The sequence below is a fragment of the Pseudomonas sp. HT11 genome (assembly GCF_044875395.1).
Taxonomy (GTDB): domain Bacteria; phylum Pseudomonadota; class Gammaproteobacteria; order Pseudomonadales; family Pseudomonadaceae; genus Aquipseudomonas.
In genome coordinates, this window is record NZ_CP173217.1 from 326208 (window position 1) to 350785 (window position 24578).

Sequence of the window (24578 nt, forward strand, 5' to 3'; positions counted from 1 at the left end):
CGATGGCATCGCAGCCAAGCCCGCTCGTACATGAGGGTGTCAGGTTTTAGAAACTGTAGGTGCCCGTTACAACCAGGCTACGTGGCTCGCCCGGCTGGATCTGCGCCGCACTGGTGGCCGAAGCGTAATAGTGTTTGTCGGCAATATTGTTCAGCGCCGCGCGTAGGTCCCATTGCTTCTGGCGGAACCCGGCCAATGCGTCCCACCGCCCATAACCTGGCAGCGCCACGGTGTTGAGGTTGTCGGCGTAACGGTCACCCACCAGGGTCAGACCGGTTTCGGCATACCAGCCCATCTCGGGTTTCCAGGTGATAAACAAGCTGGCATTGCGCTTGGCCACATCGCTGATGCGCTTGCCTTCAAAGCCATTGTTGTCCTTCTCGACTTTGGCATCCTGCAGGCCGATGCCACCACGCACATACCAATTGCCGACGAGCTTGCCGGTAGCCGTCAGTTCCACGCCGCGCGAGCGTTGCATGCCGGTGAGCAGGGTGATGGTGCGGTCGAGCGGGTCGCTGGTGCGGCGGTTACAAAGCTCAAGCTCGTACACGGCGAGGGTGGTGCTCAGGCGGTCGTCGAGCCAATCGCTCTTCACGCCGATTTCCTTCTGTTTGGTCAGTTCGGGGCTCAGGTCGTTGACGCTGCCAGCGGCATTGGGCGTGATACCGATCAGGCCACCGCCCGCGGGGGAGAAGGTTTTGCTCCACGAGGCATAAAACGAGTGATGTTCCAGTGGCGTCCATACCAGGCCGACGCGCGGGCTGGTGCTGCGGCTATCGACAGCTTGGCGGGTGTTGAGCACCTTGCTGGTGGTGTCCACTTCGAAATGGTCATACCGCAGGCCTGCCAGCAGTTGCCATTGATCGTTGAGGCGCAGTTGGTCCTGCACGTACACAGCGCGACTTTCTACTTCCGTGTGGTTGTAACTTGAAAGACTCATCGGCCCGTTGTGGCTCAGGTGGCGGTTGGGCTGGTTGAGATCCAGGCTCGGCACGGCTTGGCCGCCACGGTTGACGGCGGTGGCGGTATACAGCTTCGGGTCGCGGCGCTGGCTGCCCAGCTCCAGACCGGTGAGCAGGCGGTGCTCCAGGCCGAAGGTGTCGAAAGCGCCTTCCAGCTCAAGGTTGTTGAAAACGTTGCGGGTGGTCAAATCCTGCTGCCAGCGCTGGCGCGTGACCCTGTTGGTTTTCGGGTCGTAGCCGGTCTGGTAGGTGTTGTCGAAATCGCTGTCGAGCTTGAACACGCCCAAGGTGTGGCGCAGTTGCCAGTTGGCGTTGAGTTCATAGGCGAGCCTGGAGCGCAGGGACTGAGACTTGTCGTCGATGTAATCGCGGCTATCAAAATAGGTGGCGCTACGGCTCACGTCTGCCGGGCGCCCGTTGACCCCGGGAATACCGCGGTCCGGCGTGCGGTTGTAGCGGCTGTATTCGTATTGCACCAACCAATTGAGGTCGGGCGTCAGTTGCCAGCTCATCGACGGCGCAAACAGTTGGCGATTGCCACTGACGCCGTCGCGGAAACTGTTGTTGTCCTGGTTGCCCATGTTCAGGCGCAGGCTGATGTCGTCTGTGGGGTCGGTGCTGAGGTCGGCATACAGGCTGCGCAAATCATCGCTGCCGCCCTGGGCTTCGATGCTGGAGGTGTGACCCGCGGTGGGCAATTTGCTCACGCGGTTGACGATCCCGCCCTGACCGCCGCGCCCGTACAGCACGGCTGCCGGGCCTTTGAGCACCTCAATGCGTTCGATGTTATGCAGGTCGCGCACGTACTGGCTGTCGTCGCGAATGCCGTCCAGGTAGAAGTCGTTGCTTGCGTCGAAACCACGAATGCGCAGGCTGTCAAAGCGCGTGTCGGCGCCGCTGCTCACGTTGGGAATTCCGCTTAACGCCTGGCCCAGATCGTTGGTGCCGTAGGCGCGCAGGGTTTCGGTTTTTACCGAATCGATGGCCTGCGGCACATAACGCACAGACGTGGCAGTGCGTGTGGCGGTGTGGGTCTCTTTGACGCGTGGGTCGTCTTCGTCAACTTCGGTGCTGATCGAGGTTTCCGGCAAAATCGTGGCGGCGCAGGCAAAACCAGCAGACAGCAGAGCAGAAAGCCCAAGGGTGATGGGCGTCAGGCGAGAGACAGGCATGAAGGAATCTATCCAAAAAGTTCGGGAAGGAATGTGCGCGTTAATGGTAATGCTTTGCATTTGCGCGCGTTATGCATTCCCAAAAATGTAGGCTCTGGAAAGTGTTACTCAATGTGTTTTTTTTGCGGTTCTGAGTGATTTTCTGTCTTTCATGCAGGCGCTGTAGGCCGTTGCTTAGAATTATTTCGCCTAAATACAGACGATTCACGAAATTGACACATAGTTCAACGCGCGCATAGGATTGCGCCCAACGCCTGTGGCTAACCGCCATGACTTATCCAATAAAAAAGGCCCGCGGCAGTTCAGTCGTCCGCGGGCTTTGTTTTTTTCGGAAAAAGTCGACACCAGAAAAGCGACACGGAGCCTGGTGTCACAGCGCGTACTCAACCAGTAATAAGGAATATAAGAAATGTTGAAGCAACGGATGGGTCTGATCGCTCTGGGGATTTTGAGCGCTACTCAGGCAATGGCAAACGACCAGGAGCAATCCAAGGGTTTTGTTGACGACAGCCACCTGAACATCGCAGCACGTAACGCCTACATCAGCCGTGACTACAAAAACGGCAAGCAAGACAAAGCCGAGTGGGGCCAGGGCTTCATCGGTAAGTTCGAATCCGGCTTCACCCAAGGCACCGTCGGTGTGGGTGTGGACGTGATCGGCCAATACGCCATTCGCCTGGATGGTGGCCGAGGCCGCGCTGGTGCGGGCGGTATCGACTTCTTTAAAGAAGGCGCAGCCACCACGCGCGCGGATGGCACCACTCGCAACGGCGCACCGGCCGACGATTTGGCCAAGGGCGGCGCAGCCGTCAAATTCCGGGTTTCCAACACTGTGCTGAAGTACGGTGATCAGTTCCCGGCAGTCCCTGTTCTGCAGTACGACAACTCCCGCCTGTTGTCGGAAACCTACACGGGTACCTCGATCGTTTCCAAAGAGATCGCCGGCCTGCAACTGGACGCTGGTCACTTCACCAAGGAAGCGCGCAAGAGCGCCGAAGGCACCGACAGCGGTCGCCTGAAAAGCATTGATTACATCGGTGGTAGCTACAAATTCACCGAAAGCCTGTCGGCCGCGCTGTACGCCTCCGACATGCAAGACGTGCTGAAGAAGCAATACGTCAACGTCAACTACGTACTGGCCCTGCCAGAGAAGCAATCGTTGACCTTTGACTTCAACGGCTACAAAACCAAGCTGGACAAGAGCTTCGCCCTGGAAAACCAAGGTGACGCCGACGCTCGCGACAACAAAATCTGGAGCCTGGGCGCGACCTGGGCGGTTGGCCCGCACAGCTTCACCTTTGCTCACCAGCGCAGCACCGGCGACACCGGTTATCTGTACGGCGGCTACCGCAACGCTGGCGGCATCGGCGATGGCGGTAACACCATCTTGCTGGCCAACTCCTACTGGTCCGACTTCAACGGTAAGGACGAGCGCTCCTGGCAAGCAGGCTACGGCCTGGACTTCAGCGCCTTCGGCGTGCCTGGCTTGACCTACAACATTGCTTACGTGCGCGGCACCAACATTGACGACGGTTCCAACCGCGGCAGTGGCACCGAGCGTGAGATCTTCAACCAGTTCAAATACGTCGTTCAAAGCGGCCCAGCCAAAGACCTGAGCCTGCGCGCTCGTGCGTCCTGGTTGCGCGTCTCCAGCAACGCCAGCAACTACAACGTAGGCGGTAACGAAATCCGTCTGTTCGCCGACTACCCGATCAACGTTTTCTAATTGATTTGGCGTCGCGCCTGATTTCAGGCGATAAAAAACCCCGACTGGTTCGGGGTTTTTTTATGCCTGCACTTCAGTCTGGGCGGTTGTGCAAAATTTTGCGGGCGAGGGAGGCATTCAGGTAGTTGAGCATCATCGCCAACCCTTCGTAGGGCTCGATTTTCTGGTTATCGATGCACAGTTGCGCCATCTGCAGCAGCACTTGGCGTTTCTTCTTGTTAACCCTTGCTCCGGGTACGCCGAACGCGGTTTTACGTCGCTCGGGTAATGGCGCTTCGGGCGTCAGTTCTACCGTGACCCACACGCCTTGGGCAAATTGCAGGCTGACATCGGCGATGTGTTCGATGGGCAAGGGGTGCGTCAGATTGGCGAACACAAAATGCTCCGGCGTCAGGCGCAGCGCGGTTTGCGGTGCGCGCTTGAAGCGGCGGATGCCCATCCATAAAAAGATCAGCGCGATGCTGCCGATCGCCGCGCCGGCGCCCACGGCCGACAGCGGGGTGCCTTTAAATTTTTCCGGGGAAAGCCAGGGCCGACTCATGATGGCCAACCCCAGCAACACAAACGGCACTGCCAACACCGCCATCAGCGTGCCGCGCCACCGGCCGCCTTCATGCAGCGAGCATTCGCCTGTGGTGGACGTGACCATGCTTTCCAACAGCTCGGTTTGCTCAGTGTTTTCGGCCTCTGCCAGCGCATTCAGATCGCGGGAAAGTTGTACTCGCACGCTAAGCGGAGCGCTGAAACACGCATCGATCTGCGCATTCGCAGCGTCTACATCCACCGCACGCGTGGCGCGGTGCACGGCGTCTTCCACGTGCACTTGTAAGGCTTGCAGGCGTTCGCCATTTGAGGGGTGAGAGTCGGTCGGGTGGGGTTGGTGAATGTCCAGCGCTTCGGGCGGCAGCTGCAAGGGTGTGTCGCGCAATGCGGTCAGCACCGCGCCGGGCAAGTCATCCTCTGTGGCCGTGTCACAGAGCGTCAGCAAAGCCTGCTCGATGTGGGCATGCAGTACCGAGATTCGCAACAACGCCGAGGCCGCCGCCGCATTGCCCACCAATCGCGCGCCGGCAGCGTCCGCCAGTAACTCGCGTTCTCGGCTCCAGTGATTCACTGCGTGATCGAACCGCTGCATGAAAAACAGGCCGAACATGAACGAAGGGCGCATGAGCCAACCCTGGATCAGGTCGCTGGCCTGCATGGTTTCCAGCAGCGCCCGCAGGCTGCGGTCGACGCCGTCGTAGATCGGCAGAAAATGCAGGCTGTACTCGGTGTCTTCGCCCACAAAGTGCGCCAGCTCGTGGCCGATCACCGCGCCGATTTCTTCGCGGCTCAGCAGGCCCAGGTGCAGCAACGGCACATGCAGGGTGCGCCCGCTCAATCGCGTTTCGGTGGGCATTACATTGGCTTCGCTGGAGGTCACGTAAAAGCCCTGGGCCAGGCTCACCACAATATGATCCGGCGCCAATGTACCCAGTTGGCCGGCCAGTTCGCGTACGTGGCGCCATAACCCGGGTGCCTGCTGCGGTGTAACGACCTGCCCGAACATTTGCAGCGGTTCGGGCTTGAACATCCCCAGCATGTTGCGCAGTTGTTTAAGCAGCGACCAGATTGAATACACACTGAAGGCGGCCAACACACCCAGTGTTGCCATCAACTTGACTTCGCCGCTGCCCAGGCGTCCCACATGCCACATCGCCAGGCCTTCATAAATCAGCACCAACGCCAACGTCGCGGCCATTGCCACCACATGGCTCACCAGCCCGTAGGGCAACAGCCGGCTGCCCAGGGAGAACACCTGCAGCAATTTCTCCCGCGACTGCTGCGCGCGTTGCCCTGCCCACTGGGTGCCTGCCAGCGCGGCCAGGCCGATGCACGCTGCGAGCAACCCCAGGCCGATCACCCACGGTGCCAGCTCGCTCAGGGCGCGGTTTACGCGATGAGCAGTCGGCAGCTCGGCTTCAACGTTATCCAGGCGTGAGAGCGCCAGTTGCACGCTGATTTTCTCTTTGCCCAGGTCGACCAGCGCCGCTGGATTTCGCGCCGCCAGCGCCTGCAACTGCTGTTTGGCAGCGTTCACCTTGGCGCTGTAGACGATGATGCTGGTGGATGCCTCGGCAGCACGCTCGCGCTCCCAGACACCGAGGGCGGCGAGTAATAGCGGGAAAATGACGAGCAGACAGATCAGTTTCAGGGCGTTCATGGAAGTCCGGTCCCAACGCAGAGCTGTCGGTTATACCGAAAAAAACGCCAGGCGCGATACTTGAAGGTATTACCTAATACATCTGTTACACCGCGTCACTAATGAAGTACTCCAGCCCATCTTTATCCCCACCAGGCGTACGCCTAAATTAGCCCCACTTGCCCGCCCATCACCCCGATGGCCGGCCACTGGAGCCACTGCCATGCCCTTTGTCTGCCTGCGCATTACCCGTGACGGCGTTACCCCGGAGCAAAAAGCCCAGGTCATTGCCGAATTCACTGAAACCCTCGAACGCGTGCTCAACAAACGCCCCGACTTGACCCACATCGTCATCGAAGAAGTTGATACCGATAACTGGGGCTACGCCGGCGTCACCACCACTCAATACCGTAAACAGCTCGCGGAAAATCCGTCATGAGCACGCCCGTCACCATCGACTTCATCTCCGATGTGGTCTGCCCGTGGTGCGCTCTGGGCGCTACTGCGTTGGAGCAAGCCATCGCCAATCTGGCGGGCGAAGTTAAGGTTGAACTGACCTTTAAACCCTTCGAACTCAACCCTGACATGCCGGCCGAGGGCGAAAACGCCGTCGCCCACATGATGCGCAAATACGGGCGCAGCGCTGAAGACGTCGCCAGCGGCAAAAGGATGTTGATGGAGCGCGGCGATGCCATCGGTTTCACCTTTGACCTGGAAAAACGCAGCCACTTCTACAACACCTTCGATGCGCATCGGCTGCTGCTGTGGGCGTTGCCGCTAGGGCGGCAGATCGTGTTGAAAAAGATGCTGTTGCGCGTTTTTTTCACCGACGGCCAGAACCTCAGCGATCACGAAACCCTCGCACGTTTAGCCGCCGAGGCCGGGCTGGACATTGATGACGCACGAAGGGTGCTGGCCTCTGCCGACCACGCCAATGAAGTGCGCGAGCTTGAAGCGTTCTACCGCGAGCGCGGCATCAACGCCGTGCCGGCCATGGTCCTCAATGGTCGTCAGCTGGTCTGCGGGTCGCAATCAGTCAGTTATTACGAACAGATGCTGCGGGAAACGTCCGCCGTGGCTGCTTGAACCATCTCACTTTCCATACAGAGGTTTCATCATGAGCAATTCGAAAAAAGTCGTTGTGATTACCGGCGCATCCCAGGGCCTTGGCGCTGCTGCGGTCGAGGCTTATCGCCAGCTGGGTTACCGAGTGGTTGCCACTTCGCGGTCGATCACGCCGTCGACGGATCCGGAGATTCTTACCGTGGCCGGCGATATCGCCGACCCGGCCACCGCCGAGCGCGTAATCCGCGAAGGCGTGACGCACTTTGGCCGCATCGACAGCCTGGTCAACAACGCCGGTATCTTCGTCGCCAAACCCTTCACCCGCTACACCCACGAAGACTACAAAAATGTGCTGGGCGTGAACCTCAACGGGTTCTTCTACATCACCCAGCTGGCGATCACCGAAATGCTCAAACAGGGCGCCGGGCACATCGTCAACATCACCACCAGCCTGGTGGACCACGCCATTGACGGTGTGCCGTCGGTGCTGGCCTCGCTGACCAAAGGCGGCTTGAGCGCAGCGACCAAATCCCTGGCAATCGAATACGCCAAACGCGGCATTCGTGTGAACGCGGTGAGCCCCGGGATCATCAAGACGCCGATGCACGGTGAAGAAACCCACGCGGCATTGGGCAACCTGCATCCGGTCGGGCACATGGGCGAAGCGAGTGATATTGCTCAGGCAATCATCTACCTGGAGAACGCCGGGTTCGTCACCGGCGAGATCCTGCACGTGGACGGCGGCCAAAGCGCGGGGCACTGAAAAAACGCCCCACGTCGATCCCCGTGGGAGCCGGGCTTGCCCGCGATAGCGCCACCCCGGCCCCACATTCACATCCTATTGCCCAGCATGGCAGGGCGACTCCAACACCTTCACCGCCTTTACCATCACCAAGGCGTGACGACTGGGGAGGTTAATACGGGCGGATTTGTTGCAGTTATTGGTGAGACTCCCCTATCGAGTGAGAGCTACCGCGTTCGTTGGTTGAACGACTACGTGGGGCTTTTCGCGCCTGCCTCAAAATCGGATTCTCAGGCTCGGTCGCTGAGTTCGCAGCCGAGCGTCAGTCGTGTCGAAAGCCAGAGAACCCCAGGCAACAGGCCGCGAGGTTCAAACCATCACGGCATGAAACTGCTCTACGCCATTGTTGCAGCGCTTTCCTGGTGTCGGGACTTTCGATGCACATAGTTCAGTGCAGGTTTCTCGATAAACAGCCACGACAAGGTGGCCAGCACGATCACAACTACCGCAGTTGCCAGCATTGAAGCGTAGAAGCTCAGTGCCGTCGTATTGATCATGAGTTGCTGCACGGGGAAGGCGTAGAGATACATCCCATACGAAATATCGAATCGAGATTTAATGATTCGATCTTTGCACAACGTCCCAAGTGACAGCACCAGAAGACTTACCCCGATACTTGCAAACACCATAACCAACGGTGTGTTCAGGGAGACCAGAATAAGTGCTGCCGACAGAATGCCGATCAATAGTTTCGCTTTCGCGCTGCTGAACGCAGCTCGATAGAAATACAGCGAAGACCCTATGAAAAATGCAATCCCGACGGTTGAGTACACCAGTAGCTTCGGCGCCATCGGGTGTGCTGACGTGCTGCATAGGTAGGTGGTTATGCAAAAGGCAAGTGCGATGATCAGCGGCACGGCTGCCCTGCGCAATACCAGCAGCGCCAACGCGAGCAGCACGTAGCAGCCAAACTCAATTTTCAGCGACCACAAGCTTCCGTTGAACGAATCTTTAAATATGAAGGTGCTGGTAATGTCGCCTATGTCCGCGCGGCCAAACGCCGACACTTTCAAAAAGTCTGTCAACGACTCCAGGCTGAATGCATAGCCCAAACCGTTTTTGCTGAATGCAGGCCCGCAGAGGTACACCATCACAAATGCACAGGCGATCAAGGCAGGAAAAATTCGCGCGATTCGCTTCTCCATGTAGTGGTAGAAGCTGCGAGTATTTAGAAAGCTTTGAGTGATGAGGAAGCCGGATATGGCGAAGAATGCCAATACGGCAATCGCCCCTAACGAGTTGTAGCCCTGCAACATGGGTTCTTGCTGGCCGGAAAGTACGTAGTGGTGGCTTACAAGAACTGCCAGCGCCGCTAGGTGCCTGATCAGGTCGAATGAATTGTCGCGATTAATCACGCACCGCTCCGTTGGTAATTGAATGATGAAATGTGTGCATGACGGGCCGCTCAAGTGCAGCGTTCCTTGCCGTGGCGCATTCTCCATCAATCATTCGGTAGGGCAAAGTCGTTTTTCAGCCGGACCAAAAGCTATTGATAGGGGTGAGGCCTCAGCCAAGGGCGAGGGCGCAAATGAGCGCAGAGACGAACGACATCACAGTCGATGTGGCCAGCTGTGTGTGTAGCGAGGGCGCTGATGCTTACGCCAGAAACAACAAAGCCCTCACATTGCTGTGAGGGCTTCGTCTTATATGGTGCCGGCACCAGGAGTCGAACCCGGGACCTACTGATTACAAGTCAGTTGCTCTACCAACTGAGCTATACCGGCGTGTTAGGGCGACGATTATAGCGATTGGCAAGCATCTGTAAACCCCTGAATTCTGACTATTTTTGCAGAGGCGAAGGTTTTTTTGCGATCACTGCTTTTTCGTCGTCTGCGGGGCCTCGAATCAGCCCCAATTTCCGTCCCCGCAAGTGTCGGTAAATTTCATGTACTCCAACACCTGTGTCCGGCCTTTCGAATCCAGGTAGGTCATTCGTGCATTCACCACACCACAGCCTGAGCGGGCGTCTTCGGTGGTTGACAATGCGTGCTGGATGTCCGGTTTTTGACTTGCGTGGGCATGGGCGCCGAAGGTCAAGGCAAGCAGGCCTAAGGCGACGCAGTGTTTCCAGTTGTGCGGGGTCATGGTGCTGTCCTCTGGGGCGTCAATGGTGGGCTGAGGTCATTGAATGCCTTGCAGGTATCTGGGCTGTGTCTCGCAGCTTTGGTTTTGTCTCGTTATGTGTTGGCCTGAGGTTTATGTGCTCGCTGACACGAAAGAGGTTTGAGAGCGTTTGAAATGAAATAAAAAATGATCAAAAAACACACAAATAAAGCTTAGTCCGTTGATTTAAAAAGAAATATTTAGATATTGGCTTAAAGCCATAAAAATGGCGTCATGCCGCTCATCTGAAAAAAATTTGTTACAAGCACCAAAATACTGACACCATCAGTGTGATATCACACAATGCGCGCCTTAATTGATCGGCGATTAGAACGGGAGGAGCAGTCAGTGGGGCGTGCAGATCACATTTCAAAACTTTACACCGCGCTGGCTGAACCCTCTTTGCGCGAGCCCTCGGTGGCCGAGCCTTTACAGCGTTTGCTGGATCATTTGAACCAAGGCACGGCCGCTTCTGTTCCCCCACCTCAAGTAGTAGAAAGCCCGGGCGGCGAGGTGTATTCGCACGCCTCGGCGCCCAAGGTGGTGGTGGTTGTTTCTGCTACCGGCGGCGTGGGGCGCAGCACGTTGGCCGCCGCGCTTGCCAGCGGTTTGCAGCGTCAGGGGCATCCAGCGCTGGCGCTGGACCTGGACCCGCAAGACGCGCTGCGTCATCACTTGTGCCCGGGGTTTGATCTGCCTGGCCTTGGGGCGACCAGCTTGCTCAATCAAACCTGGCAAGCCTTGCCCAAACGGGGGTTTGCCGGGTGCCGGCTGGTCAGCTTTGGTGAAACCGACGCCGTGCAGCAACAAAGCCTGAATCGTTGGCTGGGGCAGGATCTCGAATTTCTCGGCAAGCGTTTGGCCGGCCTCGGGCTCAATGGCCACGACACGGTGGTCATCGACGTCCCTGCGGGCAACACGGTGTATCTCGGCCAGGCAATGTCGGTGGCGGATGCGGTGCTGGTGGTGGTGCAGCCGGACGCGGCTTCGTTTCGCCGATTGGCCAAGATGGACGAAGTACTTGCGCCCTACCTTGCAAGTGAATCGCCGCCTCAACGGTTTTACGTGATCAATCAGGTGGACGGCGGTCACGCGTTCAGCCAGGACATGGCGGGCGTTTTCAAATTGCGCCTGGGTGATACCGTGTTGGGCACGGTTCAACGCGATCCCTCGTTCAGCGAGGCGCAGGCTTACGGCCGAGACCCGCTCGACCCCGTGCTTGATAGCGCCGGATGCCAGGACGTGAACGCGCTGTGTCGGGCGTTGAGCGCGAGAATGCGCTAAGGGCGCACGGCCATTTATTTGACTATTTACCGTTTGTCTAAAAAGCGGCCAGTCAAAACATCAAAATAATGACACTTCGCCACACCTGTCACAGAATGCGTCACTAAGACGCCAATAATAAGACCTGCGGTAAGTGCCTGCTTGCCGAACTTCACGTCTTTACGATGCGTCGTGAGGAGTAGGCCATGAGCCTGAGTGAAGAGCTTTTGACGTTGTTCGGCAAAAACGTCACCCACGATGCCCAAGGCATCAATGCGCGCATGCACTTTTTCGGCAGCGTGCCTGCTGACCCATCCCCCCACGCACACGCTCACGCCGTTGATCTGGCAGCACTGCGCCCGAAAATCGTCGCGCTGGTGTCGATGAATGGGGGTGTCGGCCGAAGCACGTTGGCCACAGCCTTGAGCAGCGGCCTGCAGCGCCACGGCGAGTCGGTGGTGGCGCTGGACCTGGACCCGCAGAACGCCTTGCATCATCACTTCGGCGTCAGTGGTGCGCTCCCCGGTATCGGCCGCACCAGCCTGGAGCATGGGCAGTGGAGCCCATTGCAACAGCTCGGTTTCGCCGGTTGCCAAGTGCTTACCTTTGGCGATATCGATGTTCAGCAGCAGGAAAATCTCGAGCGCTGGCTCAAACACGAGCCGACCTGGCTGGCTCAACGCCTCTTGTCGCTGGGCCTGAGCGAGCGGCAAACGGTGATCATCGATACGCCAGCTGGCAACAACGTCTACTTTCATCAAGCGCTGAACGTTGCCGATGTGGTGTTGGTGATTGTGCAGGCGGATGCCGCGTGCCTTGGCACGCTCGATCACTTGGATGTATTGCTTGCGCCGCACCTTGCCGGTGAACGCCCGCCTGCGGTGCATGTGGTGGTCAATCAGGTGGATGAGAGCAATGCTTTCAGCCTGGACATGGTTGAGGCCTTCAAACAGCACCTCGGCAAGGCTCCGCTGGAGGTTCACCGTGACATGGCGATCAATGAGGCGCTGGCGTTTGCCGCCGACCCGTTGGATAACGTTGCGAAACACCTGGCCAGCGACGATATCAACGAAATTTGCCGGTTGTTGAAGGCGCCCAAAAGAACGGCTTAAGCGTGGTTTATACGCTTTACGCCAGATGCTTATGCACAATCGGTTGGTCATGGGTGTCACGAAACAGCCATTTTGTGGAGCCGTTCTCAACACGCTGCAACTGCCTGTTTTGCGTGCATTTTATAATGTGAACAAAAAATGACCAGCTTGGCTTTTGGCCTGTAGCGCTGATAGTTACAGCGCTCGTAAAGAATTCATCAACAGACTTATCCACAGGGCGCGTGTAGGAAATTTGCCCCTTAATCGCGCTCAGCCACCACCATCAAATTGCGCGGGGTCAGCGTGGCTTCGCAGAAGCTGCCTATCTCAACCTTGTAGCCCTGTTCGAGCAGAAAAAGTGCCCGGTCCAGCACCAGCCACATTTCCAATGGGCGCCGAAACAACCCACGGACCAACTCCAGGTTTCTGACCTCGGCCAGCCGGCGCCAGCCCTGCGCTTCCAGCGCCTGCCAATCCTGTTCACCTGTGGATAAGCCCTTAAGGCTCGCCAGTGCTTGGCAATAGTCTGCGAAAGGTTGATCCAGCCAGCGGGCAGGCAAGGACGGCGTGGGCAAATAGTCGTCGCAGCCGCGCAATTGCCGCTGTAGCTGATCGAAGCCCAGGCGTCGGGCCATGGAGATATCCCGTTGCTGGCGTACGCGGTTACCGGCAGTCACGGTTTCGTTCAACGGCAGGCCCAGGTCATCAAGCGACAGCCGCAATTGCGATGCGCGTGCGGCGCCGGATACGGCCTGATAGCTGTCGGCGTTGATGCGGTTGTAACAGCAGGGCGCCAGTGCCAGTTGCTTGCAACCGGCCGCGCTGGCCAGTTGCAGCAGGCGCACGTGCAGGTCGCCGCAGGCATGCAGGGCGACGGGTGTGTGTTCGGGGCTGAGTGCCACCTGGGCCATCACGTCTTGCAGGCGATGGGTGACGGGCAAGCGGTGGTGATCGCTTAATGCCTGGCCGGAGGCGATCAGCGCCGGGTCGTATTCCAGGCATGTCAGCTGCTGGCCGGGTTGCAGCAGGCGGCGGCCAAGATGGCCTTTGCCGGCGCACCAGTCCAGCCAATGGGCGGGCGTGTGGGTGAAATTGAGTGCGGCGCCGAAGGCTTCGATCTGTTGCCACTTGCGACCCGGTACGTCGACATTCAGTCGATGACGCGCCGGCTCCAGCGCCTGTGTCGGTAACCTGTCCACAGCACTGAGCTGCAGCGCCTGTTCGGCCAGCTGTGGAAAAGGCGCGGGCGCCGGCAGGGCGTGAGGCCAGTTGTGACAGCTTTCGGCATCGGCCAAAGTGCGCTGGCGTAACCACTGGCCAAGCTCGGGATACTCGCATTCCCAGGGTAATTGCAGATGCGTGAAAGGCCGTGGTCGCCACAGCCCTTGGTGCTCGATCAGGAACGCATCCAGCGCCGCGAAGCGCGCCTCAACGTCCCTGGCAAGCATCGACGCGCAACCAGCGTTCGAGCAGTTTGAAGCCGCGTACCAGGATGTAGGAAATCAGCAGGTAGAACACGCCGGCGGTGAAGAACATCTCAACTGTCAGGTAGTTGCGCGCAATGATGGTCCTGGCCATGCCGGTCAGTTCCAGCAAGGTCACCGTGCTCGCGAGCGAGCTGGCCTTGAGCATCAAAATGACTTCGTTGCTGTAGGCCGGCAGGCCGATACGGGCCGCACGCGGCAGGATGATATAGAACAGCGTTTTCGGCTTGGACATGCCCAGCGCGCGAGCTGCTTCGATTTCGCCCGGCGGGATAGCCTGGATGGCGCCGCGCAGGATTTCGGCGATATAAGCCGCCGTGTGCAGGGTCATGGTGGCCGTGGCACACCAGAAAGGGTCGCGCAGATACGTCCACATGAAGCTTGCGCGCACGGCGTCGAATTGGGCCAGGCCGTAATAGACCAGGAACAACTGCACCAGCAACGGGGTGCCGCGAAAAAAGAAGATATACGCGTAGGGCAGCGAGCGCACATACCAGCGCTTGGACGAGCGAGCGATGCCCAGCGGGATCGCCAGGATCAGCCCGAGAATCACGGCAATGCCAACCAGTTCCAGGGTCAGAATGGCGCCCTGGATAAACTTCGGCAGCCACTTATAGATGACTTCCCATTCCATTACGTCGTCCTCACGAAGCCGCGGGCGGCGCGTTTTTCCAGCACGTGCATAGCGACCATCGACAGCGACGTCAGGCCCAGATAAATGAACGCGGCGACCAGATAGAAGGTGAACGGCTGTTTGGTGACGGTGACCGCGATCTGGGCGTGGCGCATGATTTCTTCCAGGCCGATAACCGTGACCAGCGCGGTGTCTTTCATCAGGATCAGGAACAGATTGCCCAGGCCCGGCAGGGCGATGCGCCACATCTGCGGCATGATCAGGCGGGTGAAGATGCGAAACTTCGACAGGCCCAATGCCACACCGGCTTCGCGATGGCCCTTGGGAATAGCGATGATCGCGCCACGTAACACCTCGGTGGCGTAGGCCCCGAAACACAGGCCCAAGGCGATCACGCCGGCCGCGAAAGCGCTGAGCGACAGGTCGGGAATGTCGAGCATTTCACCCAGGCTGCGCATCGCGTTGATCGTGCCGAAATAAATCAGCAACACCCACAACAGTTCCGGCACGCCGCGAACGATGGTCGAGTAAACGCCGCCAAGCCATTGCAACGGCTTGTAGGGCGATGTCTTGGCCAATGCGCCGGCAAGGCCCAGCACCAGCCCCAGGCATAAAGCCGTGAGCGCCAGTTTGACGGTCATCAGCGCGCCGGCGGCGAGCGCCGGGCCGAATCCGTAGAGATCGAAATTCATGGTGTTTTCATATCGCGGCAGGCATTGCTAAAAGCCGACGCGCTCAAGCAGCGCGTCGGGCAGGCCGTTCAGATCATTCGATGCTGAACGGGAAGTACTTGTCGTTGATCTTTTTGTAGGTGCCGTCTGCCTTGATCTCTGCCAAAGCTTTGTTCAGGCGCTCGCGCAGCGGGTCGCCCTTGCGTACGGCGATACCGATCTTGTCGCTTTCTACAACGGGGTCGCCCTTGAATTCATAGGCCGAACCGTCTTTGCTCTTGAGCCATTCGTACTGCACGTATTTGTCGGCGAGGATGCCGTCCAGGCGGCCGGACGTCAGGTCGAGGTAGGCGTTTTCCTGGGTGTCATAAAGCTTGGCCTCGGTGTCCGGCAGCTTGTCTTCCAGGTAAGTACCGGCCAGCGTCGCGCGCTGTGCACCGATGACCTTGCCCTTCAGGTAGGCCGCGTCGGTCTTGAAGTCCGCAGTCGCTTTAGGCGCGATGAATTGCAGCTTGTTGGAGTAGTACGGGTCGGTGAAGTCGACGGCCTGCTTGCGCTCATCGGTGATCGACAGCGAGGACACCAGGAAGTCGAACTTCTTGGCGTTCAGGGCCGGGATGATGCCGTCCCAGTCGGACACATACACTTCGCACTTCTCGACTTTCATCTTCGCGCACAGGGCGTCGCCGATGTCTTTGTCGAAGCCGACGACGTTGCCGCTGGCGTCTTTATTGTTGAAGGGCGGGTAGGCCGCTTCGATCCCCATCTTCAAGGTTTCTGCCATGGCCGTGGCGCTGAACGCCATCGAAACGGCCGCGGCCAGAAGGAATTTTTTATAGTTCTGCATGCATGTTGCTCCGTTAGCGGTTGCTGGACATGAATTGTTTGCAGCGCGCCGAAAGCGGGTTTTCAAACACCTGCTGTGGCGATCCTTGCTCTTCGACCAGGCCCTGGTGCAGGAACACCACTTCACTGGACACCTGACGGGCAAAGCCCATTTCATGGGTGACCAACAGCATGGTGCGGCCTTCTTCGGCCAGCGCGCGGATCACATTAAGTACTTCCTGGACCATTTCCGGGTCAAGCGCCGATGTCGGCTCGTCGAACAGGATGACCTTGGGCTGCATGGCCAGGGTGCGCGCAATGGCCGCCCGTTGCTGCTGGCCACCGGACAGTTGCGCAGGGTAGGCGTGGCGCTTGTCGGCGATGCCGACCTTGGCCAGCAAGGCTTCGGCCACTTCCGTGGCTTCGGCTTTGCTTTGGCCGAGCACACGGCGGGGCGCCTCGATGATGTTGTCGAGGATGCTCATGTGCGGCCACAGATTAAAGTTTTGAAACACAAAACCGATTTCGCTGCGCAGGCGGTTGATCTGTTTGCCGTCGGCGGCCATCAGCTCGCCGTTTTTCGCGGCCTTGAGCTTGAGTTCTTCGCCGGCGACCAGGATCTGTCCCTGGTGCGGGTTTTCCAGCAGGTTGATGCAGCGCAGGAAGGTGGACTTGCCGGAACCGGAGGAACCCAGGATCGAGATCACGTCGCCGTCGCGGGCGGTCAGCGAGATACCTTTAAGTACCTCAAGCTCACCATAGCGTTTATGCAAGTTGCGGATTTCAAGCGCGGGCGCGGCCTCGGCCATGTGCGGTCCTCATTGTGTTCATTGCATTCCTGCTGTTGGGCCGCCTTCCTGGCGAGGCGCCAAGCTAGCATAGCGTTCGGATGGCAGCCAACAGCGCTGCGGACGGTTAACGGGTGGCCTGCGGCAGGGTGTCGCATCGGCGCAGCAGCGTGTCGCGCCATCAACAACCTACAGACGTTTGAACCCGAGAAATCCACAGGCTTTGCGTAAAAAAGGGCGCGATGGTGCCAGCTTTGGCCGGGTGTTGGAAGGGTTAACCGGGCAAACGGTCCATATCAGCCCCTTTGTGGGGCGTCACGCACTTTTTGTGTGTGTTTTTGGTGCGCATGACCGTCTGGATTGTGGGTCGCACGGTAACGCTATAGCGGAATGCCATTGTTCTCAATGACTTGCAGCGCACGTTGAATTGTCCTACAGCCCGCGTCAATCGCGGCTCTGTAATATTTTGGCGCAAATCTTGCGTAAAAAATAAAGAACGCCCCGTTGGTTTCTTTTCACGAGAAAGATCGCAGGCCGGGCGGACCGTTTTCGCAATTCCTCGTAAAGGTGTGTCAATGAGTAGTACGCAAAGCTCCAATGACCTCGAACAGGGGCTCAAACCGCGTCACGTCACCATGCTGTCGATTGCCGGCGTCATTGGTGCCGGTTTGTTTGTTGGCTCCGGCCACGCGATTGCTGCCGCCGGCCCGGCCGTACTGTTGGCTTACGCCGCTGCGGGCACGTTGGTGGTATTGGTGATGCGCATGCTCGCCGAGATGGCGGTAGCTTCACCGGATACCGGTTCGTTCTCCACCTACGCCGACCGCGCGATTGGCCATTGGGCCGGTTTCACCATTGGCTGGTTGTACTGGTGGTTCTGGGTGCTGGTGATTCCGCTGGAAGCCAACGCCGCTGCGACCATCCTTAATGCATGGTTCCCCGATGTGGCGATCTGGGCCTTTACCCTGATCATCACGTTGCTGCTCACGGCAACCAACCTGTTCAGCGTGAAAAACTACGGTGAATTCGAGTTCTGGTTTGCGCTGATCAAAGTCGTGGCGATTGTGGGCTTTGTGATCCTCGGCCTGGCGGCGATTTTCGGCTTCCTGCCGACCAGTCAGGTCAGCGGCGTGTCACACCTGTTCGACACCCAGGGTTTTATGCCTAATGGCATGGGCGCGGTATTGGCGGCCATCCTGACCACCATGTTCTCGTTCATGGGCACCGAGATTGTCACCATCGCTGCGGCCGAATCGAAGAACCCTGGCCAGCAAATCACCAAGGCCACCAACTCGGTGATCTGGCGGATTGGTTTGTTCTACCTGCTTTCGATCTTCATTGTTGTGTCGCTGGTGCCATGGAACGATCCGACCCTGGCGGCCGTAGGTTCTTACCAGACTGTGCTGGAACGCATGGGCATTCCGAACGCCAAGCTGATCGTCGACCTGGTGGTATTGGTTGCCGTGACCAGCTGCCTTAATTCGGCGTTGTACACCGCCTCGCGCATGCTGTTCTCCCTGGGGCGTCGCGGTGATGCGCCGGCGATGTCCAAGCGCACCAACAAAAGCGGCACGCCTTACTGCGCGGTGCTGTTGTCCACTGGCGCGGCGTTCCTGGCAGTGTTCGCCAACTACGTCGCCCCGGCGGCGGTGTTCGAGTTCCTGTTGGCAAGCTCCGGCGCCATCGCGTTGCTGGTGTACCTGGTGATCGCGGTGTCGCAACTGCGCATGCGCCAGAAGCGCACGGCTGCGGGCGAGAAGATTGTGTTCAAGATGTGGCTGTTCCCTGGCCTGACCTACGCGGTAATGGTGTTCATCGTCGGTACGCTGACCATCATGCTGTTCCAGGAAGCGCACCGGGTCGAGATTATTGCGACCGGTATTTTGAGCTTGCTGGTGGTGCTGGCGGGGTTGTTTGTGGCGAGCCGTCGCAAGGCGCAGAAGGTAGGCGCTGCCGTACTCAATTGATGTAATGAAATGCGCTGCGCAATGCATCGCAATTCAAATGTGGGAGCGGGCTTGCCCGCGATTACGGTAGATCAGCCAGCACATCTGGCGACTGATCCACCGCTTTCGCGGGCAAGCCCGTTCCCACATTTGGTGTTGTGTCAGTCTGCTGAGTTGGCGAGCGCTTGGGAGGCCGCCACGTAATCGGCCTGAAACTGCGGCGACTCGATCCACGCCAGCGCCGCCGCTTCATCATCACTGTCCGTCGCCCACTGCCGGTACTCGATCAGTGCCGCGAGAATGAAGTCAGTGGCCTCTTCTTCGCCTTCCTGCTCCAGCACCAGCGCCAGCAACGGGTGCGCCAGGAATACTGCACACAGCGCCTGCTGGCTGGTTTCGCCCGCGGTGCGCATCTCCATAAACAACTCGGTCAAATCTACCGACTCAAGGTCAATGCGGCTGTCATCGCCGGCGAACGCATCCGGCTTGGTCGCAACGCTGCGTTGGGTACGGTTTTGCTTGGCCTTGGCCTTTGCCCGGTGGGCACGTTTTTGCTGCTTGTTCGGCGAGGCCATGGGCTCAACGTCCTTGGGTACTGGGTCTGGGTGGGTATTGAAGCGCAGGTTGGGGGTAAATCCCAAGGGATTCTAAATGCACTGACCGGGAGCGCCTTGCATCAACTCACCGTGTTGCAGCCACGCCAGTGCAATCGGCCACAGCCGGTCCTGATATTCACTGCGGAAAAAGGCGAAATGCCCGACGGCGTTTTCGCCAATATCTTCAGGGGCTATGCGCAGATGCGTGCGCTCGCTGTGTTCGAAATAGCCCAGTAGCCGCTCAATCGCCGCCACCGTGCCAAACGGGTCGTCGGTGATGCTGATCGCCAGCAACTGCGCCTTCACGCGGGCAAACGGCAACTCATTCAGCGCGCGCCCGCTGGGGCGCGTCTCGTACCGGGGGGTTGGCGTGCCCCAGTCGTGCACCACGCCGGCCGGTGTGTCTTCCAGCCAGCCCAGGCGTTTGCCGGGGAAGTAGCCATACAGCGCGGTCACCAGCGGCATCACCACATGCCACTTGGCAAACATGCGCCAGCGCCCGCTGGCCTCATAGTCGCGCCAGTACGCAAACTGCGCGCCGACTGTGACGATGCGTCGAATCACCGCGCCGGAAGCGCCAAGCCCCGCCGCACAGCCTCCAAAGCTGTGACCGACCACCTCAATCGGCTGCCCTGGAAACTCCCGTTGCGCGCGCTGCAGCATCGCCTCGAAATCCAGCACGCCCCAATCCGACCACGACGCCTTGAAGCCGCGCAGCGAGCCACTGCGGGACTCGCCTATGCCTCGGTAGTCGTACGTGATGACGTCCAAGCCATTGGCAAACAGGTAATCGGCGAAGCGAGAGTAGTGGCGGCAGCGTACGGAAGTGGCGGCGTTGATGATGACAACCGGGCGTATCGGGTCGGTTCTGATATGGCGCCAGGTGAAGCCGCCGATGGGGTAGCCGTCGTTGGCGGGCTCACGGAATGCTTCCGGGGCTGGTCGAGTGGGCAGGTTCATAGGTCGGCTTGATCCTTGCGCTTTTGGTGTGGGCTGTAGGGCCACGCGCTTTTATAAGAAACCGAAATTAACAAATTTAGCGCGGCAGGGGCGTAACAAATATCGCGATGCTCGACCTCGCCCCCCTGAGTGCTTAGGCTTGCGATCTGTTCATCAGCCAAAGTCAGTCCATGACCCGCGACACCCTCGAACACAGTCAGATCCTCCTCTACTTCGTTGCCGTCCTGCTGGCCGCGGCATTCGGCGTGCTTGCGCCGCTGTCAGCCCACGGTCTTGGCGTGCTGGTGACGCCCGCCATCGCGGTGCTGATGTATGCGATGTTCCTGCAAATCCCGTTTCTGGAGCTGCGCCAGGGTTTGGGCAACAAGCGCTTTATCTCGGCGCTGTTATTGGCCAATTTCATCCTGGTGCCCCTGCTGGTGTGGGCGTTGACCCGTGGCCTGGTGGAGCGCCCGGCGCTGTTGGTGGGTGCATTGCTGGTGTTGCTGACGCCGTGCATCGACTACGTGGTGGTGTTTACCCACATCGGTAAAGGCGATTCGCGGCTGATGCTGGCGGCAACGCCGGTGCTGTTGCTGCTGCAACTGGTGCTGTTGCCGGTGTACCTGGGTTTCATGCTGGGCGCGCAATCCGCTGTCGTGGTGGCGGTAGAGCCGTTCGTGGAGGCGTTTGTGCTGTTGATTGTGCTGCCGATGATGCTGGCGGTGCTGACGACATTCCTGGCGCGGCGCTCCAGCGTGATCAATATGTGGAACGACGCCTGGGCCTGGCTGCCGGTGCCCGCGATGGCGCTGGTGCTGTTTGTGGTCATCAGCTCGCAGATCACCTCGGTGGTGCGCGATATCGGTTTGCTGTTGCCGCTGATGCCGGTGTACGTGGGCTTCTTGTTGCTGGCGCCGTTGATGGGCGCGTTGGCTGCGCGGTTGTTTGCGTTGCCTGCTGTGACTGCGCGGGCGATCACGTTCAGTGCCTCGACCCGCAATTCTCTGGTGGTCTTGCCGCTTGCGCTGGCTTTGCCGGAAGACGTGCGCGGGCTGGCTGCAACGGCGGTGATTCTGCAAACCCTCGTTGAGCTGATGGGCGAGCTAGTCTACATCCGGCTGATTCCGGCACTGGTGTGGCGCGCTGGTCGATAAATCCATAAATGTTCGGGTTTGTTCAGGCGCTATTCAGGAGCTGAGTCGGCACCATGGAGTCGGCGCAGCCTACCTGAAAGGACATTCGATGGATCACCGCAGCCGTTTTCGCCTGGAGTCCCTGGGCCTGTTTCTGATCGCTTTACTGCTGTTCACCTTGGGCATCTGGGATGAGCAACCCCAAGGGTTTGACGGGCGTTGGGCGCTGTTTCTGCAAGAAATGTTTCGCCATGGCGCGAGTCTTTTTCCGACTACCTACGGTCAGCCTTACCCGGACTACCCGGGGACCGCGACCTTTTTCAGTTTCGTGTTTGCCCGCTTGTTCGGGGCGCCCAACCACCTCGCGAATGTCCTGCCGACGGCGCTTGCCTCGGCGGGCATGATCGCGCTGATCTATCGCTTGCTGGCGCCATTGAGCCGACCTTGGGCGTGGCTGACGGTATTGCTGACACTGCTCACCACCCAATTGCTCGATAAGTCGCGCTCGGTGTGCCTGGACCTGATGATCGCATTGCTATGTGTGGGCAGTTTCTACCTGCTGCACAGCGGCGAGCGCATGGGTTCGCGGGTGCGGCAGCTTGCCGTGTTCCCGTTATTCATTCTGGCGTTCGCGATTCGTGGGCCGCTTGGGTTGATCGAGGTGTGTGGCGTGGTGTGCGTGTACTGGGCGCTCGGCCGGCCGGGGCAGCGCGTCAAGCAGGTGCTGATTCACGGTTGTGTGGCGCTGGCGCTATTGGTTGCCTGCTGGTGGGTGTTGATGAAGCTGGCGCGGTTCAGCGGGGGCGACGCCTTTGCCGATGAGGTGTTCAGGATGCAGGTCAGCGGGCGCCTCGATGAGAGTGGCGAGCCGTTTTACTTCTACTTCAAGCTCAGTTTGTACCGCTACTTCCCGGTGGTGCCGCTCGCGCTGGCCACGATGATTGCGCTGCGTCATCGCTGGTCTGAGCGCTGGGTCAATGACGATATTCAGCTGGTGGTACGGCTTGGCGCCTGTGGCTTGATGATTTTGCTTGGGCTTTCGGTGCCGCACTTCAAGCGTGCTTATTACATTCTGCCGATGGTGCCGATGTTTGCCGCTGTCGCGGCCTATGGGCTGCTTCAGGCGCAACATTGGCTGATCGGCGTGCGCCGCTGCTACGAAGGGCTTGTCGCGGCGCTACCGGCGTTGTGCGTGGTCGTGCTGTTTGTGTGTCGGCATGCCTGGCAAAAGCACGGGTATTGGCCGGACGTTTCGTTACCGCTGATGATTGGCGCGATGCTGGTGTTGCAGGTGGCGGCGCTGATGGCCTGGCGTCGTCCATTGCGGTTGGTGTGGCTTAGCGTGGTCGCACTGGCGGCGCAGTGGCTGCTGTTGGTGGTGGTGATAGACCCCGCCAAGGATCTGCAATTTGATACGCGCAAGTTTGTCAGCCAGGTTGAAGCGCTGCGTGAGTCCGATCCAGGCCCCTTGGTGTTCGTCAATCTGGGGCGCGATACCTGGGCGGTGCGCTACATGATGAACCTGGATCACGATGAGCAGCCGCTGTTCGTCGCTGATAATCAGCTTGAACAACTAGCCACGTTGCCACGGCCATCCTGGGTGATTGTGCCGCGCAAGGAGGCAGCGCTGTTGAAAGGGACGTCGATGGAGCAGCAGGCGCCAAGCTTTGAAGGGCGGCTGAACGATAATCCGCTGATGGTGTTTTTGCTGAAGTAGCCGGGCGGCTTACTGCGGTTGCATGGGCTCGGGGCGATAGTGGATCGCCCTGGGTGGAACGCATAAATTCCAGACAACAAAAAACCCGCACTTGGCGGGTTTTTTGTGTGTTTCAGATGACGTTTGCACCACCTGAAACTAATTAGTGGTGCCAGAGACGGAACCGAACATCTGTCTGTAAGGCACGGAATATATGGTGTCTTGTGGTTTTTGTTAATGAATCTACTCACAAATCTACTCTCTTTTCGAATTGTTGCTCAATTTTTATCGTGCCTCAGGTGCCTCAGGTGCCTCAGGTGCCTCAGGTGCCTCAAAGGTACTCAAAATTTGTATTTATAAAATCCGATGAGTGGGGCCGTCGCCACTCTCGCATTTTTGAGGTGAGCCCCAGTAAAAAGGCCCCGCTCATCACTGGGCGGGGCCTTAGTACAAATTTCAGAAATTATTTTGGCGTATGAATCTGCCGATTTTTCTTGGCAGATGTCTGGAGATCTCAAACCCAGCGCGAACGCGATCATAAAGCTCATCACTGACTGGATGGTGGCTAACGATTTCTCCCGAATCCACTTTCAAATCAAGGCGGGATGCGTCAAATACCGCGGCTTCTTTATATACCACCCAGCTATCCCATCGAACAAAGGGATGACAAGTCGTAGTCAAAATGCACGAAGGGTCATGATAGACACCTTGTTTGACCGACGAAATGTTTACAGCCAATACACCGTCATACCCATGTTCGTGAGAATAGACAGGATCATTCATCACTATGTGTAGGTGGTTGGCTGGGCCGCTGAGTATCAGTAGAGTTCCTTTCCGTACAATATTCCCTGGCATTAGATCAACTCAGAAACAGCCCTTCCTAGACTTTTCCGCTCGAACAGTTCTCGAGCAAGCAACTCTGCTTGCTGCTCGTCCTTGCCAAGCGCCTTGAATACTGCGCGAGGGTTAATCGGTGTCGATGAACGACCCGGATCGACCCACTCCGGTAGATGGTCATGAGTGTAATCAACCAGCTCCCAGCGCCTCATTCGGCCGAACTGCTCCCAGACATGATCCATGATTTCAAGATCTGCATCAGAAAGCTCATCCAGCAATTCGAGATCGTTAAGTTCTCGACTCAACGACACTTCAAATTTTGCCTCGGAGGTCACCCAGCTTCGCCAGGCGGGTGACTCAATTTGACCTGTAATGAGGTTGAGCGTCGCAGAGAGTACAGGCCCTTGCGCCATAGAGACGTGCGAGTCATGCGACATGGGGGCGCTATAGCGATCCATCGACTCACGGTCAGCCAGGTAAAGCAGCTTCATGAGCTTTATGTAGGCCATGCGTCCGCCGCGTCTTTGCAAAAAGTAAGCCGCCATTTGGGCTACTTTTTGTTCGCTGAAGATCACAGTTTAACCCCTCTCCCCAATCCATAGGGACGTGTTGAAAATGGTGCCGGATTATCGGCTTGATACTACGTTAGTCAAGAACATA

21 protein-coding genes and 1 tRNA gene are annotated in these 24578 nt (G+C 58.5%); 9 read left to right on the forward strand and 13 right to left on the reverse strand.

All coding sequences use genetic code 11. The features are described from left to right. Positions 1–46: 46 nt before the first annotated feature. Positions 47–2134 (reverse strand): TonB-dependent receptor, encoded by a 2088-nt coding sequence (locus tag ABWL43_RS01375; RefSeq protein WP_404486367.1) that lies wholly within the window; start codon positions 2132–2134, stop codon positions 47–49. Between the two features lie 409 nt (positions 2135–2543). Here ABWL43_RS01375 and ABWL43_RS01380 point away from each other — a divergent pair, with 409 nt between their 5' ends. After that, positions 2544–3860 carry an OprD family porin gene (locus ABWL43_RS01380; protein WP_404486369.1) on the forward strand — a complete coding sequence of 439 codons (1317 nt, stop codon included), beginning with the start codon at positions 2544–2546 and terminating at the stop codon, positions 3858–3860. Positions 3861–3933: 73 nt separating this feature from the next. Here the strand turns inward: ABWL43_RS01380 and ABWL43_RS01385 are convergent, their stop codons facing one another. After that, entirely contained in the window at positions 3934–6063 is a 2130-nt protein-coding gene (locus tag ABWL43_RS01385; RefSeq protein ID WP_404486371.1) for a M48 family metallopeptidase, read from the reverse strand. Between the two features lie 202 nt (positions 6064–6265). Here ABWL43_RS01385 and ABWL43_RS01390 point away from each other — a divergent pair, with 202 nt between their 5' ends. From ABWL43_RS01390 to ABWL43_RS01400, 3 genes are read left to right on the forward strand one after another with little or no spacing between them, the layout of a single operon-like run. Further along, positions 6266–6481, forward strand: coding sequence for a 4-oxalocrotonate tautomerase family protein (locus tag ABWL43_RS01390; RefSeq protein ID WP_404486373.1), 216 nt, complete (start codon positions 6266–6268; stop codon positions 6479–6481). After that, positions 6478–7128: a DsbA family oxidoreductase gene (locus ABWL43_RS01395; protein ID WP_404486375.1), complete on the forward strand. Its 651-nt coding sequence runs from the start codon at positions 6478–6480 to the stop codon at positions 7126–7128. The genes ABWL43_RS01390 and ABWL43_RS01395 overlap by 4 nt, the downstream gene beginning before the upstream one ends. Before the next feature lie 31 nt (positions 7129–7159). Then, positions 7160–7870 (forward strand): SDR family NAD(P)-dependent oxidoreductase, encoded by a 711-nt coding sequence (locus tag ABWL43_RS01400; protein ID WP_404486377.1) that lies wholly within the window; start codon positions 7160–7162, stop codon positions 7868–7870. Positions 7871–8244: 374 nt separating this feature from the next. Here the strand turns inward: ABWL43_RS01400 and ABWL43_RS01405 are convergent, their stop codons facing one another. The 3 genes from ABWL43_RS01405 to ABWL43_RS01415 form a co-directional block, all read right to left on the reverse strand. Further along, positions 8245–9264 (reverse strand): acyltransferase family protein, encoded by a 1020-nt coding sequence (locus tag ABWL43_RS01405; RefSeq protein WP_404486379.1) that lies wholly within the window; start codon positions 9262–9264, stop codon positions 8245–8247. A 293-nt stretch (positions 9265–9557) separates the two neighbouring features. Then, positions 9558–9633 (reverse strand) — tRNA-Thr (locus ABWL43_RS01410). A gap of 121 nt (positions 9634–9754) precedes the next feature. Then, complete coding sequence (locus ABWL43_RS01415) at positions 9755–9994, reverse strand: DUF2790 domain-containing protein (RefSeq protein WP_404486381.1); 240 nt, start codon at positions 9992–9994, stop codon at positions 9755–9757. A 435-nt stretch (positions 9995–10429) separates the two neighbouring features. Here ABWL43_RS01415 and bcsQ (ABWL43_RS01420) point away from each other — a divergent pair, with 435 nt between their 5' ends. Next, a complete protein-coding gene (bcsQ, locus tag ABWL43_RS01420; protein WP_404486383.1) occupies positions 10430–11296 on the forward strand; it encodes a cellulose biosynthesis protein BcsQ in 867 nt (288 codons plus the stop codon). Between the two features lie 185 nt (positions 11297–11481). Further along, a complete protein-coding gene (gene bcsQ, locus ABWL43_RS01425; protein WP_404486384.1) occupies positions 11482–12387 on the forward strand; it encodes a cellulose biosynthesis protein BcsQ in 906 nt (301 codons plus the stop codon). Positions 12388–12626: 239 nt separating this feature from the next. Here bcsQ (ABWL43_RS01425) and ABWL43_RS01430 read toward each other — a convergent pair whose 3' ends face one another. The 5 genes from ABWL43_RS01430 to ABWL43_RS01450 form a co-directional block, all read right to left on the reverse strand. Then, entirely contained in the window at positions 12627–13814 is a 1188-nt protein-coding gene (locus ABWL43_RS01430; RefSeq protein ID WP_404486386.1) for a methyltransferase, read from the reverse strand. Further along, complete coding sequence (locus ABWL43_RS01435; RefSeq protein ID WP_106577455.1) at positions 13795–14484, reverse strand: ABC transporter permease; 690 nt, start codon at positions 14482–14484, stop codon at positions 13795–13797. Before ABWL43_RS01435 ends, ABWL43_RS01430 begins: the two co-directional genes overlap by 20 nt. After that, on the reverse strand, positions 14484–15176 hold the full coding sequence (locus tag ABWL43_RS01440; RefSeq protein ID WP_119738133.1) for an ABC transporter permease: 693 nt from the start codon (positions 15174–15176) through the stop codon (positions 14484–14486). The genes ABWL43_RS01435 and ABWL43_RS01440 overlap by 1 nt, the downstream gene beginning before the upstream one ends. Before the next feature lie 73 nt (positions 15177–15249). Next, positions 15250–16002 carry an ABC transporter substrate-binding protein gene (locus ABWL43_RS01445; RefSeq protein ID WP_003187758.1) on the reverse strand — a complete coding sequence of 251 codons (753 nt, stop codon included), beginning with the start codon at positions 16000–16002 and terminating at the stop codon, positions 15250–15252. A gap of 13 nt (positions 16003–16015) precedes the next feature. Then, positions 16016–16789 carry an ABC transporter ATP-binding protein gene (locus tag ABWL43_RS01450; protein WP_106577457.1) on the reverse strand — a complete coding sequence of 258 codons (774 nt, stop codon included), beginning with the start codon at positions 16787–16789 and terminating at the stop codon, positions 16016–16018. Between the two features lie 554 nt (positions 16790–17343). Here ABWL43_RS01450 and gabP point away from each other — a divergent pair. After that, complete coding sequence (gene gabP / locus ABWL43_RS01455) at positions 17344–18735, forward strand: GABA permease (RefSeq protein ID WP_145159859.1); 1392 nt, start codon at positions 17344–17346, stop codon at positions 18733–18735. A 140-nt stretch (positions 18736–18875) separates the two neighbouring features. Here gabP and ABWL43_RS01460 read toward each other — a convergent pair whose 3' ends face one another. Beyond that, a complete protein-coding gene (locus ABWL43_RS01460; RefSeq protein WP_369301679.1) occupies positions 18876–19289 on the reverse strand; it encodes a hypothetical protein in 414 nt (137 codons plus the stop codon). 72 nt (positions 19290–19361) lie between these two features. Next, the gene (locus ABWL43_RS01465; protein WP_404486390.1) at positions 19362–20270 is read right to left on the reverse strand and encodes an alpha/beta fold hydrolase; all 909 of its coding nucleotides are present in this window, start codon (positions 20268–20270) and stop codon (positions 19362–19364) included. Between the two features lie 170 nt (positions 20271–20440). On the opposite strand from ABWL43_RS01465, the gene ABWL43_RS01470 reads away from it, so the two are divergent. Both ABWL43_RS01470 and ABWL43_RS01475 read left to right on the forward strand, forming a co-directional pair. Next, positions 20441–21406, forward strand: coding sequence for an arsenic resistance protein (locus tag ABWL43_RS01470; RefSeq protein ID WP_262208066.1), 966 nt, complete (start codon positions 20441–20443; stop codon positions 21404–21406). 88 nt (positions 21407–21494) lie between these two features. Next, positions 21495–23102 carry an ArnT family glycosyltransferase gene (locus tag ABWL43_RS01475; RefSeq protein WP_404486392.1) on the forward strand — a complete coding sequence of 536 codons (1608 nt, stop codon included), beginning with the start codon at positions 21495–21497 and terminating at the stop codon, positions 23100–23102. Positions 23103–23935: 833 nt separating this feature from the next. On the opposite strand, the gene ABWL43_RS01480 is transcribed toward ABWL43_RS01475, so the two are convergent. Then, positions 23936–24493, reverse strand: coding sequence for a Panacea domain-containing protein (locus ABWL43_RS01480; protein ID WP_275968017.1), 558 nt, complete (start codon positions 24491–24493; stop codon positions 23936–23938). Positions 24494–24578 lie beyond the last annotated feature (85 nt).